Source organism: Actinomyces howellii (assembly GCF_900637165.1).
In the GTDB taxonomy this organism is placed as follows: Bacteria; Actinomycetota; Actinomycetes; order Actinomycetales; family Actinomycetaceae; genus Actinomyces; species Actinomyces howellii.
This window is the reverse complement of sequence record NZ_LR134350.1, coordinates 1980703-1999249: the sequence shown is the minus strand read 5'-3', so window position 1 is coordinate 1999249 and position 18547 is coordinate 1980703. Positions and strand designations below refer to the sequence as shown.

General features: G+C 71.0%; 16 protein-coding genes and 2 tRNA genes. 11 read left to right on the top strand and 7 right to left on the bottom strand.

Going from position 1 to position 18547, the window contains the following annotated elements; all coding sequences use genetic code 11:
• Positions 1-66 precede the first annotated feature (66 nt).
• The 7 genes from gyrB to EL245_RS08420 all read left to right on the top strand — a co-directional run bounded on the left by gyrB (position 67) and on the right by EL245_RS08420 (position 6630).
• Positions 67-2154 (top strand): DNA topoisomerase (ATP-hydrolyzing) subunit B, encoded by a 2088-nt coding sequence (gene gyrB / locus EL245_RS08445; protein WP_232009687.1) that lies wholly within the window; start codon positions 67-69, stop codon positions 2152-2154.
• Between the two features lie 52 nt (positions 2155-2206).
• Positions 2207-4867, top strand: coding sequence for a DNA gyrase subunit A (gene gyrA / locus EL245_RS08440; protein ID WP_126382737.1), 2661 nt, complete (start codon positions 2207-2209; stop codon positions 4865-4867).
• Positions 4864-5328, top strand: a complete 465-nt coding sequence (locus EL245_RS08435) for a DUF3566 domain-containing protein (RefSeq protein WP_126382736.1) — start codon at positions 4864-4866, stop codon at positions 5326-5328. Before gyrA ends, EL245_RS08435 begins: the two co-directional genes overlap by 4 nt.
• 49 nt (positions 5329-5377) lie before the next feature.
• Positions 5378-5451, top strand: a tRNA-Ile gene (locus EL245_RS08430).
• 41 nt (positions 5452-5492) lie between these two features.
• Positions 5493-5615 (top strand): DLW-39 family protein, encoded by a 123-nt coding sequence (locus EL245_RS13695; protein WP_232009685.1) that lies wholly within the window; start codon positions 5493-5495, stop codon positions 5613-5615.
• Between the two features lie 49 nt (positions 5616-5664).
• Positions 5665-5740: transfer RNA gene (locus EL245_RS08425), tRNA-Ala, on the top strand.
• Between the two features lie 239 nt (positions 5741-5979).
• The gene (locus EL245_RS08420; RefSeq protein WP_126382735.1) at positions 5980-6630 is read left to right on the top strand and encodes a DUF1345 domain-containing protein; all 651 of its coding nucleotides are present in this window, start codon (positions 5980-5982) and stop codon (positions 6628-6630) included.
• Between the two features lie 529 nt (positions 6631-7159).
• Here the strand turns inward: EL245_RS08420 and EL245_RS08415 are convergent.
• Positions 7160-8026, bottom strand: a complete 867-nt coding sequence (locus tag EL245_RS08415) for a rhomboid family intramembrane serine protease (protein ID WP_232009683.1) — start codon at positions 8024-8026, stop codon at positions 7160-7162.
• A gap of 106 nt (positions 8027-8132) precedes the next feature.
• A complete protein-coding gene (locus tag EL245_RS08410) occupies positions 8133-8654 on the bottom strand; it encodes a peptidylprolyl isomerase (RefSeq protein ID WP_126382734.1) in 522 nt (173 codons plus the stop codon).
• 163 nt (positions 8655-8817) lie between these two features.
• Between EL245_RS08410 and EL245_RS08405 the strand changes: the two genes are divergently transcribed.
• Entirely contained in the window at positions 8818-9363 is a 546-nt protein-coding gene (locus tag EL245_RS08405; RefSeq protein ID WP_126382733.1) for a hypothetical protein, read from the top strand.
• Between the two features lie 297 nt (positions 9364-9660).
• Positions 9661-10527 (top strand): aldo/keto reductase, encoded by an 867-nt coding sequence (locus tag EL245_RS08400; protein ID WP_126382732.1) that lies wholly within the window; start codon positions 9661-9663, stop codon positions 10525-10527.
• Between the two features lie 75 nt (positions 10528-10602).
• Here the strand turns inward: EL245_RS08400 and EL245_RS08395 are convergent, their stop codons facing one another.
• Positions 10603-10965: a cell division protein CrgA gene (locus EL245_RS08395; RefSeq protein WP_126382731.1), complete on the bottom strand. Its 363-nt coding sequence runs from the start codon at positions 10963-10965 to the stop codon at positions 10603-10605.
• 190 nt (positions 10966-11155) lie between these two features.
• Between EL245_RS08395 and EL245_RS08390 the strand changes: the two genes are divergently transcribed.
• Positions 11156-11914 carry a class E sortase gene (locus EL245_RS08390; RefSeq protein ID WP_126382730.1) on the top strand — a complete coding sequence of 253 codons (759 nt, stop codon included), beginning with the start codon at positions 11156-11158 and terminating at the stop codon, positions 11912-11914.
• Positions 11914-12069 carry a hypothetical protein gene (locus EL245_RS13235; RefSeq protein ID WP_164719464.1) on the top strand — a complete coding sequence of 52 codons (156 nt, stop codon included), beginning with the start codon at positions 11914-11916 and terminating at the stop codon, positions 12067-12069. The genes EL245_RS08390 and EL245_RS13235 overlap by 1 nt, the downstream gene beginning before the upstream one ends.
• A 186-nt stretch (positions 12070-12255) precedes the next feature.
• Here the strand turns inward: EL245_RS13235 and pknB are convergent, their stop codons facing one another.
• From pknB to EL245_RS08370, 4 genes are read right to left on the bottom strand one after another with little or no spacing between them, the layout of a single operon-like run.
• Entirely contained in the window at positions 12256-14232 is a 1977-nt protein-coding gene (pknB, locus tag EL245_RS08385) for a Stk1 family PASTA domain-containing Ser/Thr kinase (protein WP_126382729.1), read from the bottom strand.
• Positions 14229-15434 carry a serine/threonine-protein kinase gene (locus EL245_RS08380; RefSeq protein WP_126382728.1) on the bottom strand — a complete coding sequence of 402 codons (1206 nt, stop codon included), beginning with the start codon at positions 15432-15434 and terminating at the stop codon, positions 14229-14231. Before EL245_RS08380 ends, pknB begins: the two co-directional genes overlap by 4 nt.
• Complete coding sequence (locus EL245_RS08375) at positions 15431-16924, bottom strand: peptidoglycan D,D-transpeptidase FtsI family protein (RefSeq protein WP_126382727.1); 1494 nt, start codon at positions 16922-16924, stop codon at positions 15431-15433. The genes EL245_RS08380 and EL245_RS08375 overlap by 4 nt, the downstream gene beginning before the upstream one ends.
• A complete protein-coding gene (locus tag EL245_RS08370; protein ID WP_126384256.1) occupies positions 16921-18441 on the bottom strand; it encodes an FtsW/RodA/SpoVE family cell cycle protein in 1521 nt (506 codons plus the stop codon). The genes EL245_RS08375 and EL245_RS08370 overlap by 4 nt, the downstream gene beginning before the upstream one ends.
• Between the last annotated feature and the right edge of the window lie 106 nt (positions 18442-18547).

Genomic DNA, 18547 nt, shown 5'->3' with positions numbered 1-18547 from the left:
CGCGCGCTGCGCGGTCCGCGCACGCACCGAGTACGGGAGTGCATAGACGGTGCGCCGAGGGCGCACATGACGAGGAGCAGCGAACACGTGTCTGGACAGGACCTGCCCGTGACCACCGGGACCGCCACCGGGACCGTCGACCCCGGTGAGGCGGGCTACGGCGCCTCGGACATCACCGTCCTCGAGGGGCTCGAGGCGGTGCGCAAGCGGCCGGGGATGTACATCGGCTCCACGGGCGAGCGCGGCCTGCACCACCTCGTCTACGAGGTCGTCGACAACGCCGTGGACGAGGCCCTGGCGGGCTACTGCGACCACATCGAGGTCGTCATCCGTGCCGACGGCGGCCTGACGGTCACCGACAACGGGCGCGGGATCCCCGTCGACGAGCACCCCACCGAGCACAAGCCGACCGTCGAGGTCGTCATGACCATCCTCCACGCGGGCGGCAAGTTCGGCGGGGGCGGCTACGCCGTCTCCGGCGGGCTCCACGGCGTGGGCATCTCGGTGGTCAACGCCCTGTCGACCCGGGTCGACACCGAGATCCGTCGACAGGGGCACGTGTGGCGCATGAGCTTCGGTGACGGTGGCAAGCCCATGACGCCCCTGGTCAAGGGCGAGCCGACCCAGGAGACCGGGACGACCCAAACCTTCTACCCCGACCCCGCCGTCTTCGAGACGGTGCTCTTCGACTACGAGACCCTGCGCCGTCGCTTCCAGCAGATGGCCTTCCTCAACAAGGGCCTGCGCATCACCCTGGTCGACGAGCGCGAGGGAGTCAACGAGGCCGGAGACGAGATCACCGGGGACGAGGCCGGTCCCGCCGACGACCCGGTCAAGGGGCACCGCTTCGTGTCCTACCGCTACGACCACGGGCTGCGCGACTACGTCGCCTTCCTCAACCGGTCGAAGAAGGTCGAGCTCGTCCACCCCGAGATCATCGACTTCGAGGCCGAGCAGAGCCTCGACGACAACCGCTCGATCAGCCTCGAGATCGCCATGCAGTGGACGAGCGCCTACTCCGAGTCGGTGCACACCTACGCCAACACGATCAACACGACCGAGGGCGGCACCCACGAGGAGGGCTTCCGCACGGCCCTGACGACCCTGGTCAACAAGTATGGCCGCGAGAAGGGCCTCATCAAGGACAAGGACGACAACCTCACCGGCGACGACATCCGCGAGGGCCTGACCGCCGTCATCTCCGTCAAGCTCTCCGAGCCGCAGTTCGAGGGCCAGACGAAGACCAAGCTCGGCAACACCGAGGCGCGCACCTTCGTCCAGCAGACCGTCTACTCCCAGCTCGGGGACTGGCTCGACTCCCACCCCGCCGACGCCAAGGCGGTCGTGCTCAAGGCGAGCCAGGCCGCCGCGGCGCGCCTGGCCGCGCGCAAGGCCCGCGAGGCCACCCGCCGCAAGGGCGTCCTGGAGTCGGCCTCCATGCCCGGCAAGCTGCGCGACTGCTCGAGCCGTGACGCATCGGTGTGCGAGATCTTCATCGTCGAGGGGGACTCCGCCGGCGGCTCGGCCGTCGGCGGCCGCGACCCCGAGCACCAGGCGATCATGCCGATCCGCGGCAAGATCCTCAACGTCGAGAAGGCGCGTCTGGACCGGGCGCTGTCCAGCGACACGATCCGCTCCCTCATCACCGCCTTCGGCACGGGGATCGGGGAGGACTTCGACATCTCGAGGCTGCGCTACGGCAAGATCGTCATCATGGCCGACGCCGACGTCGACGGCCAGCACATCGCCACCCTCCTGCTCACCCTCCTGTTCCGCTACATGCGGCCCCTCATCGAGCAGGGTCACACCTACATCGCCATGCCCCCGCTGTACCGGCTCAAGTGGTCCAACGCCGAGCACGAGTTCGCCTACTCCGACGCCGAGCGCGACAAGCTGCTCGCCGCCGGGGCCGAGGCGGGCCGCCGCCTGCCCAAGGACGGGGGCATCCAGCGCTACAAGGGCCTGGGCGAGATGAACGACCACGAGCTGTGGGAGACGACGATGGACCCCTCGACGCGCATCCTCAAGAAGGTGACCCTCGACGAGGCCGCGGAGGCCGACGAGACCTTCGCGATCCTCATGGGCGACGACGTCGAGCAGCGCCGCTCCTTCATCCAGCGCAACGCCGCGGACGTCCGCTTCCTGGACATCTGATCCCGGCCCGACAACCCGAGACCTCCCAGACCTGAGCAGACGAAGGACACCCGTGAGCGACGACCGTGAAGACATGATCGGCGAGGAGGGCGCGACGCAGGTGGTCACCACCGAGCGCGTCCAGCCCGTCGACCTCCAGATGGAGATGCAGCGCTCCTACCTCGACTACGCGATGAGCGTCATCGTCGGGCGGGCCCTGCCCGACGTGCGCGACGGGCTCAAGCCGGTCCACCGCCGCGTCCTGTACGCCATGTACGACGGCGGCTACCGGCCCACGGCCTCCTTCTCCAAGTCCTCGCGCATCGTCGGCGACGTCATGGGCAGCTACCACCCCCACGGTGACGGCGCCATCTACGACGCCCTGGCCCGCCTCGTCCAGTGGTGGTCCCTGCGGTACCCCCTCGTGGCCGGTCAGGGCAACTTCGGCACCCCGGGCAACCTGGGCCCGGCCGCCCCCCGGTACACCGAGTGCAAGATGGCGCCGCTGGCCATGGAGATGGTCCGCGACATCGACGAGGACGCCGTCGACTTCCAGGACAACTACGACGGGAGGAACCAGGAGCCGACCATCCTGCCGGCCCGCTTCCCCAACCTCCTGGTCAACGGCTCCGAGGGCATCGCGGTGGGCATGGCCACCCGCATCCCCCCGCACAACCTGCGCGAGGTCGCCGCCGGCGTCCAGTGGTTCCTCGACCACCCGCAGGCCAGCCGCGAGGAGCTCCTCGAGGCCCTCATCGAGCGCATCCCGGGGCCGGACTTCCCCACCGGCGCGACGATCCTGGGCAGGCGCGGCATCGAGGAGGCCTACCGCACCGGGCGCGGCTCGATCACCCAGCGCGCCGTCGTCAACGTCGAGGAGATCCAGGGCCGCCAGTGCCTCGTCGTCACCGAGCTGCCCTACCAGGTCAACCCCGACAACCTCGCCGACAAGATCGCCCAGCTCGTGCGCGACGGGCAGGTCGGGGGCATCGCCGACATCCGCGACGAGACCTCCGGACGCACCGGCCAGCGCCTCGTCATCGTGCTCAAGCGCGACGCGGTCGCCAAGGTCGTCCTCAACAACCTGTACAAGCGCACGCCCCTGCAGGACAACTTCCCGGCCAACATGCTCGCCCTCGTCGACGGGGTGCCCCGCACTCTGAGCCTGGACGGCTTCGTGCGGCACTGGGTCGACCACCAGATCGAGGTCATCGTGCGCCGCTCGCGCTTCCGGCTGCGCAAGGCCGAGGAGCGCCTGCACATCCTGGCCGGGCTCCTGGCGGCCATCGACGCCCTCGACGAGGTGATCGCCCTCATCCGCCGCTCGCCCACGACCGAGGAGGCGCGCAGCGGCCTCATGGGCCTGCTCGGGGTCGACGAGGCCCAGGCCGAGGCGATCCTGTCCCTCCAGCTGCGGCGACTGGCCGCCCTCGAGCGGCTCAAGATCCAGAACGAGGCCGACGAGCTGCGCGTGCGGGTGGCCGACCTGCGCGACATCATCGCCTCACCGGCGCGCCAGCGCGCCATCGTCTCCGAGGAGCTGGCCGAGATCGTCGAGAAGTACGGCGACGAGCGGCGCACCCGCATCGTCCCCTTCGACGGGGAGATGAGCATGGAGGACCTCATTCCCGAGGAGGAGGTCGTCGTCACCATCACCCGCTCGGGCTACGCCAAGCGGACCCGCACCGACGCCTACCGCTCCCAGCACCGCGGCGGCAAGGGGGTCAAGGGCGCCGCCCTGCGCGAGGACGACGTCGTCAACCACTTCTTCGTCACGACCACCCACCACTGGCTCCTGTTCTTCACCAACCTCGGGCGGGTCTACCGCGCCAAGGCCTACGAGCTGCCCGAGGGGGGCCGCGACGCCAAGGGCCAGCACGTGGCCAACCTCCTGGCCTTCCAGCCCGGTGAGGAGATCGCCCAGGTCATGGAGCTCAAGGACTACGCCCAGGCCGACTACCTCGTCCTGGCCACGAGGCGCGGCCTGGTCAAGAAGACCCGCCTGGGCGAGTACGACTCCAACCGCTCGGGCGGCGTCATCGCCATCAACCTGCGCCACGACGACGACGGCCTGTCCGACGAGCTCGTCTCGGCCCGCCTGCTGTCGGCCGGGCAGGACCTCCTCCTCGTGTCCCGCCGGGGGCAGTCGCTGCGCTTCACCGCCTCCGACGAGGCCCTGCGCCCCACCGGTCGGGCCACGAGCGGCGTGACGGGCATGCGCTTCCGCGACGGCGACAGCCTGCTGGCCATGGACGTCGTCGACCCGGGATGGGAGGACGCGGACCTCTTCGTCGTCACCGAGGGCGGCTACGCCAAGCGCACGAACGTGGCCGACTACCCGGTCAAGGGCCGTGGGGGCCTGGGCGTCAAGGTCGCCAACCTCGTTGAGGCCCGTGGGGACCTCGTCGGCGCCCTCGTGACCGCGCCGAGCGACGAGGTGCTGTGCATCATGGCCTCGGGCAAGGTCGTGCGCTCCTCGGTGGCCGAGGTCTCCCGCACGGGCCGGGCCACCCAGGGGGTCACCTTCGCCAAGCCCGACGAGGGCGACCGGATCATCGCCGTGGCGCGCAACGCCGAGCGCGAGCTCGACGGCGACGAGCCCGCGGCCCCGACCGCGGCCGACGAGCCGGGGGACGGTGACGACCCTCAACGGGAACCCGGTCCGGTTGACGCTGCGCCGTCGGTGCCTGACGCGGTATCGTCGGGCGACGACGAGAGTGAGGTCCAGGCATGAGCCAGCCGATGTCCTTCCCGCACGCAGGTGGCGAGGACCAGTCCACCGCCGCCTCTCCGGCCGCGGGAAGCGCCCCCAAGAAGACGATCGCCGGCCCGCGGCGGGTGCGACTGGCGCTCACCCGCATCGACCCCTGGTCGGTCATGAAGGTCTCCTTCCTGCTCAGCGTGGCGGTGGGGATCATGCTCGTCGTCGCGGCGGCCTTCGTGTGGTTCATGCTCGACGCCATGCACGTGTTCTCCACGATCCAGGAGCTCGTCGGCACCGTCATGGACTCGGAGTCCAACGCGTACTCGGCGCTGCTGGAGTACATGAAGTTCACCCGGGCCATCTCCATGGCCACCGTCATCGTCGTCGTCAACATCATCCTCACGACCGCCCTGGCCACGATCGGGTCTCTCCTCTACAACGTGACGGCGGCCCTCGTCGGTGGGGTTCATCTCACACTGGCGGACGACTGATCCGATTTGGTGCGGCGTCACCGCACGGGTTAACCTCATCCGGTCGCCCGGGCCTATAGCTCAGTTGGTTAGAGCGCATCCCTGATAAGGATGAGGTCGCTGGTTCGAGTCCAGCTAGGCCCACCGCCCGCGGTGAGACGTGAGGAGGGTCCATGAGGAGCCGGATGATCGTCACAGCCGCGGCTTTCTCGTTCCTGGCCATGGCGGGCTACACCGTCTGGCTGAGGGTCGAGGCGGCTCGTGCGCAGCGGGCCGCGTGGGCCGAGGTCACCGACCCGGTCGACTGATCCCGAGCCCCGCGGCGTCCACGGCCGCGGGACGCCCGAGATCCGAGAAGGGGCCATGGCGCAATTGGTAGCGCACCTGCTTTGCAAGCAGGGGGTTACGGGTTCGAGTCCCGTTGGCTCCACCACCCAGGGCCCGCCTTCCGAGCGGGCCCTGACGTGTTCCCGAGCCCGGGTCCGGAGCCCGGGTGCCCGGACACGTGGCTCCCCGGTTCGCCCGTGTTCCCGGCTCCCCCGACGCCGCTGAGACCCCGTGAGCCCCCGGGTCCAGCCTCCGGCACCGCCCGGCACCCGGACCGTGTCCGGCTGCCTGAGCCTGCTCGCCCCAGGCTCGTCCCGAGAGCACGAGAACAGGAGGCAGACGACCATGGCGTGCAGCCCACGACGCACGAGGCGCCCGGTGCGCCGCACCGTGCGCGCGGTCCTCGAGGTCGTCCTGAGCACCGCCCTGGGCATGTCGGTCGGGTACTACATCGTGGCGGCCAGCCTGTCGGCGCTCCTCATCTGGCAGGCGATGACCATCGTCTACGTCACGGTCGAGCTCCTCGCGCCGATGCGCTGCGACGACAGGTCCCGGGTCTTCGGCCGCGGGCTCAGGTGGGCCTGGGTCCTGCCCTTCGTCGCCGCCCTCATCGGCCTGGACTCAGCCGTCGCCGCCCTCGACCTGGGCCGGCGGATCACCGAGGACCTCGCCGCGGCCGTCGAGGCGGTTCTCGCGGCGTTCAGCGTCATCCTGTCCTGCATGCTCATCCACACCGGCTTCTCCGACATCTACGAGGCCCTCGACCGGGACTCAGGGGGCACGAGCCTCGCCTTCCCCGGTGAGCCCGACGACACGAGCCTCAAGTACCTCTACTTCGCGGTCACCATCGGGACCTCCTTCGCCACGAGCGACGTCTCGGTCCTCAGCCGCCGGGCCCGGCAGGTCACGATCGTCCACTCGATTATCTCCTTCAGCTACAACGCCTTCGCCGTGGCCGTCGCCTTCCAGGTCTTCCACAAGGTCGCCGGCTCCTGAGCGCCGCGGGCCCCGGCCCGCCTCCTTGAGCCCCGGGCTCGAGGCTCTCCAGCCTCGCCGGCAGCCGCTGACGCAGCCGCTGCGCACCCGCTGACCGGGCCGGACCTGCGTCTACAGGCCGCTCACCTGCTGCGGAGCGCGCCCTGGTACGACCGGACATACCCACAGGTGGCGCTGAGCGGGTACCACGGTCATGCACAGGCGGTGGACGGAGGCGTCCCCATCGTGTGAGTCCCTAGGTGTGGGTAAGGATGTGGCTTCTCAGGCCGATCATCCCCACCTGTGGACTGTCCTGTGGAGAATGACAGGAGTGTTGTTCCACAGGTGTGCACACAGCTGTGGAGGAATGACAGCACTGTGCTTCCCCAGCTTCCACAAGGGGGGACAACCATGTGGATAACTGTTCGAGATCGAGGGTGAGGCTTGTCGATCCCCGTCGGCCCCGCGTCGAAAACGCATCGGCCGTGCGGCTGCCGGCTCGGTGAGCGGCGGCCGCACGGCCGGTGATGACAGGGGCGCCTGACGGTCCTCAGACGAGGGAGGCGCGCAGGACAATGAGAGCGAGGAGCAGGACGGCGACCCCCGCGGTCCCTGCGACGCCGTAGAGGGTGCGGCGCTCGCGCGGGGCCCAGGCGTAGACCGCCGCGAGCAGACCGCCGGTGACCAGTCCCCCGAGGTGTCCCTGCCAGGAGATGTTGGCGCCGATGAAGGACACGACGATGTTGACCACGAGCAGGCCGACGATCGCCGAGGTGTCCCGGCCGAAGCGACGCTGGATGATGAACAGGGCGGCGAACAGGCCGAAGACCGCCCCGGAGGCGCCCACGGTCCCGCCGAACCACGTCGCCGGCGAGCTCGGCGAGGCCAGCCAGTAGACAGCCGTCGAGCCTCCGACCGCGCTCAACGCCGTGAGCGAGGCGAAGCGCCACCTGCCGAGCACCGGCTCAAGGGCGTTGCCCAGGACCCACAGCGCCCACATGTTGAAAGCCAGGTGCATGAGGGAGCCGTGGAGCAGGGCCGTGGTCACGAAGCGCCAGGGCTGGGCGACCGCCAGGGCGGGCACGAAGTGGAACCTGCCCGCCAGGCTCGGCATCGCGAGCTGGACGACGTAGGCCAGGACGCAGGCGCCGATGAGGACCTTGGTGACGAGCGCGTCGGAGACCACCGAGCCCCCCAGCACGGTGCGCACCTGGCGACGCTGGGCGCGGGCCGAGGCCGCGCAGTCGACGCAGTGCACCCCCACCGCGCTGGGAACCTGGCACGCCGGGCAGGTCGGGCGTGAGCACCGCTGGCAGCGCACGTAGGACACCCGGTTGGTGTGCCGTGGGCACACCGGCGGCGCGTCGCCGGGGCCGGTGGACCCGGTCTGCCCAGCAATGTCGGCCATGTCGGCCATGTCGGTCTCCTCTCGGTACGCAGACGCCGTCGGTCCGCGTCGGCCGACGGCGTCACCGTGCCCCGCCGTCCCCGGTGCAGGGCGGCCTCCGTGTTGTGCGCAGAGCTCAGCGCGTGACGGACACCGAGGTGATGACGACGTCCTCGAGCGGGCGGTCACGCGGGTCGGTCGACACCGCCGAGATGGCGTCGACGACCTTGCGGGAGGCCTCGTCGGCCACGGCGCCGAAGATCGTGTGCTTGCCCTGGAGCCACTCGGTGGGCGAGGTCGTGATGAAGAACTGGGAGCCGTTCGTGCCCTTGCCCAGACGACGCCCGGCGTTGGCCATGGCCAGGACGTAGGGGGCGGTGAAGGTCAGGGACGGGTCGATCTCGTCGTCGAACTGGTAGCCCGGTCCGCCGGTGCCGGTGCCCAGCGGGTCACCGCCCTGGATCATGAACCCCGGGATGACGCGGTGGAAGATGACGCCGTCGTAGAGGGGGGCGGTGGACTCCTCCCCCGTGCGCGGGTCCGTCCAGGTCTTCTCCCCGGTGGCCAGGTCGACGAAGTTCGAGACGGTCACGGGCGCCTGCTCCGGGTAGAGCTCGAGGCGGATGTCGCCGAGGGTGGTGTGCAGTGTGGCTTCCATAGGACTCATCGTTGCACGTCATGGCGTGGTGGTCGGCGACGCGCGCGTAGGCGGGACGGTGTTCACCCCAGGCAAAACGGAACGGTGCCAGGTGTGTGGGATCGTGTCGGGGGTGCGACCATTGCACCCAAGCACACGCACCGTCCTGAGCAGGGAGACAGCCATGGTGACCTGTAAGAGCCTTGAGAAGGCGATTCCCGCGGACCAGCTCCGCGACGAGGCCGCAGCCCTCGCCGACAGCCTCGTCGTGCGCGCCGAGCGCGCGGCCAACTGGGCTGCCCCGCGTGTCGTGCGGGCCCGCGAGGAGGTCGCCAGGGCGGCCCGGGAGGCGCAGCTGCGCGCCCAGCCCGTCGTCGACGAGGCGCGCAGCCGCGTCGTGGAGGACTACGTCCCCGCCGCTCAGCGCGCCGCCGTCGCCGCCCAGGCCGCCGCCACGACGGAGGGCACGCTCTCCGAGCGCGCCCAGCGCATCGCCGTCGCCGCGAGGAACGCGGCACTCGAGATCCCGGAGGTACCCGTGAAGAAGAAGCACACCGTCCTCAAGACCCTCGGCTGGCTCACCCTGGCCGGGGCGGCCGCAGGTGCCGCCTACATCGTGTGGCGCCGTAGCCAGCCGGTGGAGGACCCGTGGGCCGAGGAGTACTGGGCCGACGCTGCTGAGGAGACCTCGGAGGCTCCCTCGGAGGCGCCCGCCCCCGAGGCCCAGTGAGACGGGAGGCGGCGCGGTGCCGACCGCGCCGCCTCATCGCCCGTCCTCCAGCGCCCTCCCGCACCGGACAGGTGCGGTGGGGACGCCCGGCGGCGTGACCCCGCCGCTGCTGGCTCGAGCGCCCCGCCTCCCCGTCGACCGGTCATGTGTTCTTCGACCGGTCATGTAACTTTCGACCGTCTATGTGACAGCGATAGGCCGGTCAGAAGTTACATGACCGGTCGCGGTGGGGCTGGAGCGCCCGGCGGCGTGACCCGGCCGGCCCCGTGTGACACCGCCCGGGGCTAGTCTGGTGGCATGAGTCCCCACGACCTGCCCACGCTCAGGCTGCTCCACGGCACGTCCCAGGACGTCGTGTCGATCCCCCAGCTCGGCTTCGGGACCTACAAGATCGGCCCGAGCGAGGCCGAGCGCGCGGTCACCCGGGCCCTCGAGGCCGGGTACCGGCACATCGACACCGCCCAGATGTACGGCAACGAGGCCGGCGTCGGGCGCGCCCTGGCAGCGAGCTCCATCCCCCGTGAGCAGCTGTGGGTCACCTCGAAGCTCGACAACCCCAACCACGCGCGTGAGGACGCGCTGACCAGCTGGGAGGCCTCGATGGAGGCCCTCGGCCTCGAGGTGCTCGACCTCTTCCTCGTCCACTGGCCCCTGGCTCACTCCCCCGGCATCGACCTCGTCGACACCTGGCGCACGATGATCGAGATCCTCGAGTCGGGCAGGGTGCGGGCCATCGGGGTGTCGAACTTCCAGGCCGAGCACCTGCGCACGATCATCGAGGCCACAGGGGTCAGTCCGGCGGTCAACCAGATCGAGCTGCACCCCTACCTCACCCAGAGGCCGTTGCGCGAGCGTCACGCCGAGCTGGGCGTCATCACCCAGTCCTGGTCACCCCTGGGACGCGGCCGCCTCCTGAAGGACCCGGTCGTCGCCTCCGTGGCCGCCGGCCTGGGGGTCACGCCCGCACAGGTCGTCATCCGCTGGCACCTCGAGCACGGGCTCGTCGTCATCCCCAAGACGGTCGACCCCCACAGGATGGCGGTCAACGCCGACGTCTGGTCCTTCGAGCTCGACGCCGCCGCGATGGCGGCCCTCGACGCCCTCGACCGGGGTCTGAGGACGGGATCGCACCCCGACAGGGTCCAGCTGCCGCACCCCGGGTGACAGACGGCGGCCGCCAGACGACGCTCCCGCCTCCCGCGGGGCGCCCGGGCTCGTCGCCGGCCTGTCGCCGGCCCCTCACCTCCAGCGCAGCAGCCCCAGGAAGCCGAGCATCATGATGACGAAACCGAGGTACAGGTTGCCGTTGACGAGCCAGTCGCTGGCGTGGTGCTCGACGAAGTAGGGAAGCGGGTACTCGCCCTTGAACAGGTAGGTGACGACGACCCACAGCAGCCCGATGACCATGATCGTCACCATGGCCGGGGCGTACCAGCGAGGCGAGCCGGTCGCCTTGACCTTGCGGGGCACGCGCGAGACCCGGTTGGCCGCCGCGCGGGACTCCTCGACGCGCTTCCTCTCCGCGGCGGCCTTCGCCGGGTTGCCCGAGCGCCGGGACGCGGACGAGGCCGGCTTCTTGGCGAGCTTCTTGGACAGGGCCACGGGAGTCTCCTCATGGTCGGCACGGGCCGGGCTGACCGACTCGTGGCTTGACGTGCACTGCGCATAGCCTAGGGCATGGGCGCACGTCCACGGCCGATGGTCCCCGTCCGGCGAGGCCCGGCCAGGGACCTAGACTTAAGGCACGAGGACCGTCAGGGACTATCGAGGACGGTCGAGGACAGGAGGAGCGATGGCACACCGTCACGCAGCCGGACGTCGAGGGCGCAGACGCGGCGTCGACGTCGTCGTGACCTCGGTCGGTGAGCTGCTCATCACCGCTGGGCTCATCGTCGCCCTCTTCCTCGTGTGGCAGCTGTGGTGGACGGGCATTGACGCGGCCGCCAAGGCCGAGGTCCACGCGAGCGCCTTCGAGCAGGCCCAGGTCGAGTCCCCCCAGGTCGAGGGGCCCAAGTACACCGACAACCCGCCGGCCTTCACCCCCGTGGGCTACGGGGAGACGATCGGCATGCTCATCGTGCCGGCGTGGTACGGCGTGACGAACAACAACATGCCCGTCCTCGAGGGAACCGGAAACGACGTCCTCGACCAGGCGGCCGCGGGCCACTACCGGGAGACGCAGCAGGTCGGTGAGCTCGGCAACTTCGCCGTCGCCGGGCACCGGCGCACGAACGGCAACTCCTTCCTGCGGGTCGACCGGCTCCAGGAGGGCGATGAGGTGATCATCGCGACGAAGGACACGTGGTACGTCTACGTCGTCACCGGGCACGAGATCGTCGAGCCGACCGACGTCGACGTCATCGCCCCCGTCCCCGGGGACCCCTCGGCGGCCCCGACCGAGAGGATGCTGACGATGACGACGTGCCACTCGCTGACCACCGGTGAGTGGGGCAACGACCACCGGTGGATCACCCACGCCACCTTCTCCTACTGGATGCCGCGCTCCGAGGGCCGTCCGGCCTCGGTGCTCAACGACCCGGGGGTCAACTGATGTACGGCTGGATCTGGCGGCACCTGCCTGGGCCCACGTGGCTCAGGCTCATCGAGTCCCTCGTCCTGGTGGCCCTTGTCGTCCTGGGCCTGTTCGAGTTCGTCTTCCCCTGGGCCAACGAGACCTTCCACCTGACCGGGGAGGCCACGGTCTGAGCCGGGAGCGCCCGCGTCGTGGCGCGGGCGCAAAGACCGACCGCTCGTCCCCCAGGCCGTCGCGCTCCCCTGGACGCCCAGGAGCAGGTGACGTCCCGGAAGGGAAGGCCGACCGGCCGCCCCACGGTGTCTCCGAGGCGGCCGGCCTGGTCTCCGGGGCGGCCTGACGGGGGCGTGCCCCCGGGGCTACTGGGCGACGGTGAGGGTGATGGTGTCGCTCGTCGCGGCCTGCGAGCCGGCCGAGGGCGAGATCGACACGACCGTGCCGGGATCGCCGTCCGCACCCTGGGTCGTCACCGTCGAGATCCTCGTGAAGCCCTCAGCGGCCAGTACTGCCTTGGCCTCGGCCTCCGTGAGGCCGGTGACGTCGGGGACCTGCTTCGTCGCGCTCGTCGTCGCCGTCGGGGTCGGCGTCGGGGTCGCCGCCGCCTGGTAGGTGCCCACGACGATCGTCACGGAGTCGCCCTTGGACACCGAGGCCCCGGCTCCGGGGTCGGTCGAGATGACCCGGCCGTCCTGGCTCTGGTCGGTCGTCGTCTGGCGCTCGGTGTTGGCCATGAGGCCCAGGGCGTTGAGCTCGGTCTTGGCCTCGTCCTCGGTCATACCGACGATGTTGTCGGGGACCGAGCCCTGCCCGGTGGACAGGACGAGGGAGACCGAGGAGCCGCGCTGCACGGGGGTGCCCGACACGGGGTCGGTGCGGATGACGTGGTCCTTCGTCACCGTCGTGGAGTCCTCGGTCGTCGCGCTGCCCAGGGTCAGCCCGGCGGCCTCGATGGCCTCCTTGGCCTTGTCCTGGGTCATGCCGGACACGTCGGGGACCGAGACCATCGCCGAGCCCGAGGAGAAGCGCACGGTGACCTCGGTGCCCAGGAGCGCCGAGGTGCCCTCACCCGGGTCGGAGGACACGGCCAGGCCGGAGGTGACGGTGTCGGAGGCGACGTCCTCCCCGCGCACGAAGACCAGGCCGGCGGCCTCGATGGCGGCGCGGGCCTCGTCCTCGGTCATCCCGGCCACCGCCGGCACGGCGGCGGCGGTGACGGTGGGTGTGGGGGTCGGATCGGGGTCGTTGCCGCCGAGGCTGCCCGAGGCGAACAGTCCGATGAGCGTGCCGAGCCCGATGAGCAGGAGGAGGACGAGGACCCACACCCACCAGCGGCGCTTGGCGGGCTCGGGCTCCGCGGCCCCCGACGGGGAGGAGGCGGGCGGTGCGGGTGCGGGGGTGGCGGCCGGAGTCGGCGTCGTCGCGCTGGGCAGCAGCGAGGTCGACTGCCAGGACTCGAGGGCGGGTGCCGAGACCGACATGCCCTGGGCGGCCGCGGCGAGGTCGGCGCGCATGTGGGCGGCGTCCTGGTAGCGGTCGTCGCGGTTCTTGGCCAGCGCCTTGAGCACGACCCGGTCAAGGGACTCGGGGATGTCGGCGGCCAGCGACGAGGGGGGCTTGGGGATCTCCCGGACGTGCTGGTAGGCGATCGCGACCGCCGAGTCCCCGGAGAAGGGCGGCTTGCCGGTGAGCAGCTCGTAGAGGAGGCAGCCGGTGGAGTACAGGTCGGAGCGGGCGTCGACGACCTCCCCGCGCGCCTGCTCGGGAGACAGGTACTGGGCGGTGCCCACGACGGCGTGGGTCTGGGTGACGGTGGCGGCTGAGTCCTCGACGGCCCGGGCGATGCCGAAGTCCATGACCTTGACCACCCCGGTGGAGGTGAGCATGATGTTTCCGGGCTTGATGTCCCGGTGGATGATGCCCGAGCGGTGGGAGAACTCGAGGGCGTCGAGGACCCCTGCGGTGATCTCGACGGCCTCGGGGATGGGCACCGCGTCGCCCTCGCCGAGCAGCTCGCGGACCGTGTGGCCCTCGACGTACTCCATGACGATGAAGGGGACGACCTTGACCGACCCGTCAGGCTGGGTCAGCTGCTCCTCTCCCGAGTCGTAGACGGCGACGATCGAGGGGTGGTTGAGCGCGGCGGCCGACTGGGCCTCCCGGCGGAAGCGCGCCTGGAAGGTGGGGTCCCCCGCGATGTCGGAGCGCAGCAGCTTGATCGCGATGATCCGGGACAGGCGGGTGTCGTAGCCGAGGTGCACCTCGGCCATGCCTCCGCGACCGATGAGGTCCCGGATCTCGTAACGACCAGCGAGGACATGAGGTGACTGGGTGGTCACGGTGCCTCCTTCCAGTGGGTGTCGGCCACGACGACGGGGGGCTCGGTCGTGCCCGGTTGCGCTGACGCAAGGGTACCTATGCCGACGACGAGCACGATGACGGCGATGAGGGCCGCTGCCAGGACGAGGAGCCGGCGCCTGCCTGGGCCGCCGAGCGGCTCCTGGGCGGGGCCGTTGCCGTGACGCCGGGCGCCGTTGGCCCGGTCGGGGCCGGTGGCCGGCAGCTGGCGCGTCCAGGGGCGGGGCTTGCCCTGTGTGCCCTGACGGCGTCGCCTCTCGCGAGGCGGGGCGCCCGGGTCGACGACCTCGGCGAGGGTCGGGCTGGCGTGGCGGCCGGTGGCCGCCCAGGTCGGGGTCTGGTCGGGGTCCCAGGAGTCCGAGGGGAGGTTGACGACGATCCTGTCGAGACGCCGGGCGAGCTCGCGGGCCGAGCGGGGGCGGTCGGCAGGGCGCTTGGCCAGGAGGTCCATGACGACCTCCCGCACCTCGGCGGGCACCGTGTCGGGCAGGGGCGGGACGGTCTCGTTGACGTGGGCGAAGGCGATGTCGACCTGGGTGGAGCCGGTGAAGGGCCGGTGCCCGACGAGGGCCTCGTAGGCGATGATGCCCAGGGCGTAGAGGTCGCCGGCGCCGGTGGCGACGTTGCCCATGGCCTGCTCGGGGGCGAGGTACTGGGCGGTGCCCATGACCATGCCCGAGGCGGTCATCGGCCGCTGGTTGGCGCCGGTCGAGATGCCGAAGTCGGTGAGCTTGGCCAGCCCCTCCCGGTTGATGAGGATGTTGGAGGGCTTGACGTCGCGGTGGACGACGCCGGAGTCGTGGACGACCTGGAGGGCGCGGGCCACCTGGGCGAGGGTGGGCAGGATCTCGGCGGGCTTCATCGTGCCCTTGTCCTCCAGGATGTCGGACAGCGCCCGCCCCTGGACGAGCTCCATGATGATCCAGCCCGAGCCCTCCTTCTCCCCGGAGTCCAGGACGACAGCGAGGTTGGGGTGGCGCAGGCCCCGGGAGTTGACCGCCTCGGCGCGCAGGCGCGACAGGAAGATCTCGTCCCCGGCCAGCTCGGGGCGCAGGATCTTGGCGGCCACGGCGCGGCCGGAGCGCAGGTCGGTGGCGCGCCAGACCTCGCCCATGCCGCCCAGGGCGATGCGCTCGACGAGCCGGTAGCGGTGCTGCAGGTCGAGGCCGACCTCTGGTTTCACTGGTCCACCGCCGCGTCGATGACGCTGGCTGCGATCGGCCCGGCCTCGGAGCCGCCCGTGCCGGTCGAGGCGGTCTGCTCGCCCCCGTCCAGGACGACCGCCAGGGCGATCGAGGGCTTGGAGATGTCGGTGCCCGCGAAGCCGATGAACCAGGTGACGGGGCCGCCCTCGTCGGAGCCGGTCTCCGAGGTTCCGGTCTTGCCGGCCACGGTCACGCCGGCGACCTGCGCCGTCGTGCCCGTGCCCTCCGAGACCGCCTGCTGCATGAGCTGGGACAGGGTCTGGGCGGTGGAGGAGTCGACGGGGGTGCGCAGCACCGAGGGGGAGGTCGTGGCCACGACGTTGAGGTCGGAGTCGAGGGTCTGGGCCACGAGGTAGGGCTGCATCTGGTCGCCGTCGTTGGCGATGGTCGCGGCGACCATCGCCATCATGAGGGGGGTGGCGCGCACGGAGGCCTGGCCGATGCCCGCCATGGCGGTCTCGGCCGCCGAGGAGTTCGACGGGTAGACCGAGGGGGTGACCCGCAGGGGGATCGACAGGTCGGTGTCGAAGCCCCAGGCGGAGGCCTCCTGGCTCAGGCGCTCGTCGCCGACGTCGATGGCGAGCTGGGCGAAGGGGGTGTTGCAGGACTCGGCGAAGGCGTAGGCCAGGCTGACCGTCCCTGAGCCGCAGGACTCACCGGCGTAGTTGGACAGCGTGTGGTTCGTGCCCGGCAGCGTGAGGGTGTCGGGGGCCTCGACCTGGGTGTCGGGCGCGACCATGCCGGCGCGCATCGCGGCGGCCACGGTCAGGACCTTGAAGGTGGAGCCCGGGGGGTACAGGTCCCCGCTGATGGCCCGGTTGACCAGGGGCTTGCCGGGGTCGGCGTCGTAGGTCTGCCAGGCCTGGGTGGCGGCGGCGGAGTCGTGGGAGGCCAGGAGGTTGGGGTCGAAGGACGGGGAGGAGACCATGGCCAGCACCGCCCCGGTCGAGGGGTCGAGGGCCACGACCGATCCGCGCCGGCCGGCCAGGGCGTTCCACGCCGCCTGCTGGACCTCGTGGTCGATCGTCAGCTCGACGGCGCCGCCCTGCTGGGTGGAGCCGGTGACGAGCGCCTTGACGCGGCTGGAGAACAGGGAGGGGTCGTCGCCGCTGAGCACGGAGTTCTCGGCCTGCTCCAGTCCCGTCATCGACGCCGATGAGGTCGAGAAGTACCCGGTCAGGGGGGCGTAGAGCTCACCGCCGGGGTAGGTGCGCTGGAAGGCGTAGGCGTCGTCGATCGGCACCGAGTCGGCGATCGCGGTCTCGCCCACCATGATCTGGCCGCGGTCCGAGCCGAACTCGGCGAAGACCGTGCGGGCGTTGCGCGGGTCGGAGGTGAGCGTGCCGTACTCCGAGGAGGACTGCCACAGGGCTGGACGGGCCAGGCCCTGCACGGAGGTCACCGAGGCCGACAGGGCCAGGATCATGATGACGACCAGGACCGTGACCTGGTGGATCTGCCGGTTCATGCGCGGCCCTCCTCTGGTCTGACGGGGGCGACCGGCGCCGTCGGCGGCTCGACCGGGGCGGCGGGCGGAGCAGGCGGCGGGGCGGGTGCCGGGGGGACGGGCTGCTGCGCGGGCGCCGGGGGGACGGGCTGCTGCGCGGGCGATACCTCGACGGGGGGCGAGTCCTCGCCGGCCTCGTCGGGGGTGGTCGCGTCCTGCACGTGGCGGCGCAGGGCCATCGGGAGCTCGGCGGTGTCGATGATCCGCGGCGCCGTCGAGGCCGGCCGGCGGGCGGCGTCGGACAGGCGGATGAGCAGGGCCAGGATCATCCAGTTGGCCAGGAGGGAGGAGCCCCCGTAGGCGAGGAACGGCGTGGTCAGACCGGTCAGGGGGATGAGCCGGGTGACGCCCCCGACGACGACGAAGACCTGCAGGGCGATGGTGAAGGACAGTCCCACCGCGAGAAGCTTGCCGAAGCCGTCGCGCAGCGTCATGGCGGTGCGCAGCCCCCGCTGGACGAGGATGAGGTAGAGCATGAGGACCGCCAGGGATCCGGTCAGGCCCAGCTCCTCACCCAGGGAGGAGAAGATGAAGTCGGAGTTCGCGAAGGGCACGAGGTTGGGGTAGCCCTCCCCCCAGCCTGAGCCGAGCAGGCCGCCGGAGGCCATCCCGAACAGGGCTGTGACCAGCTGGAAGGAACTGCCGTACTCGGCGTTGTAGACCGAGCTGTCCATCGCGTCGAGCCAGCCGGTGATGCGCTGCTGGACGTGGGACAGGTGCGTGGCGGCGAACCAGGCGGCGGGCAGGAAGAGCATGCCGCCCAGGACCAGCCAGCTGACCCGGTCGGTGGCGACGTAGAGGGTGACGACGAACAGACCGAAGAGCAGCACCGAGGAGCCCAGGTCCCGCTGGAGGACGAGCACGACGATGCTCACCACCCACACGACGATGAGCGGACCGAGGTGACGGGCGCGCGGCAGGTTCATCCACAGGACGCGCTTGCCGGCCAGGGCGAGGTTGTCGCGGTTGGACACGAGGAAGGAGGCGAAGAAGACCGCCAGGAGCACCTTGGTGAACTCCGCGGGCTGGAGGCTCATCGGGCCCAGCCGGATCCAGATGCGCGCCCCGTTGATCGTCTTGCCCACGAAGGGCAGGAAGGGCAGGACGAGGAAGACCAGACCGGTCCACATCGCCCACCGGTCCCAGCGACGCAGGAGGCGGTGGTCGCGCAGGAGCAGCACGAGGCAAAACAGGAGCACGCCCAGCCCGGTCCACAGGGCCTGCTTGGGACCGTAGTCGGCGGTCCGCCCCAGGATCTTGTAGGACATGTCGAGGCGGTAGATCATCGCCAGGCCGATGCCGTTGAGGGCGACGGCCACCGGCAGGAGCACGGGGTCGGCCCACGGGGCGGTTCGCCGTACCCACAGGTGGACGACGACGGCGACGGCCACGAGGGCACCGCCGAGCTGGAGGGCCTGGGCCGGGGAGGAGCCGGTGCGGTTGAGGGCGGTCAGGACGAAGCCTCCCAGCCCGAGCATGAGGGCGATGACGAGCAGGCCTGCCTCGGCCCAGCGCCCGGAGCTGCGGGAGGGCGTGGGACGGAAGGCGCTCGCGGGCGACGCGGTCGGTGGGGTGCTCACGGCG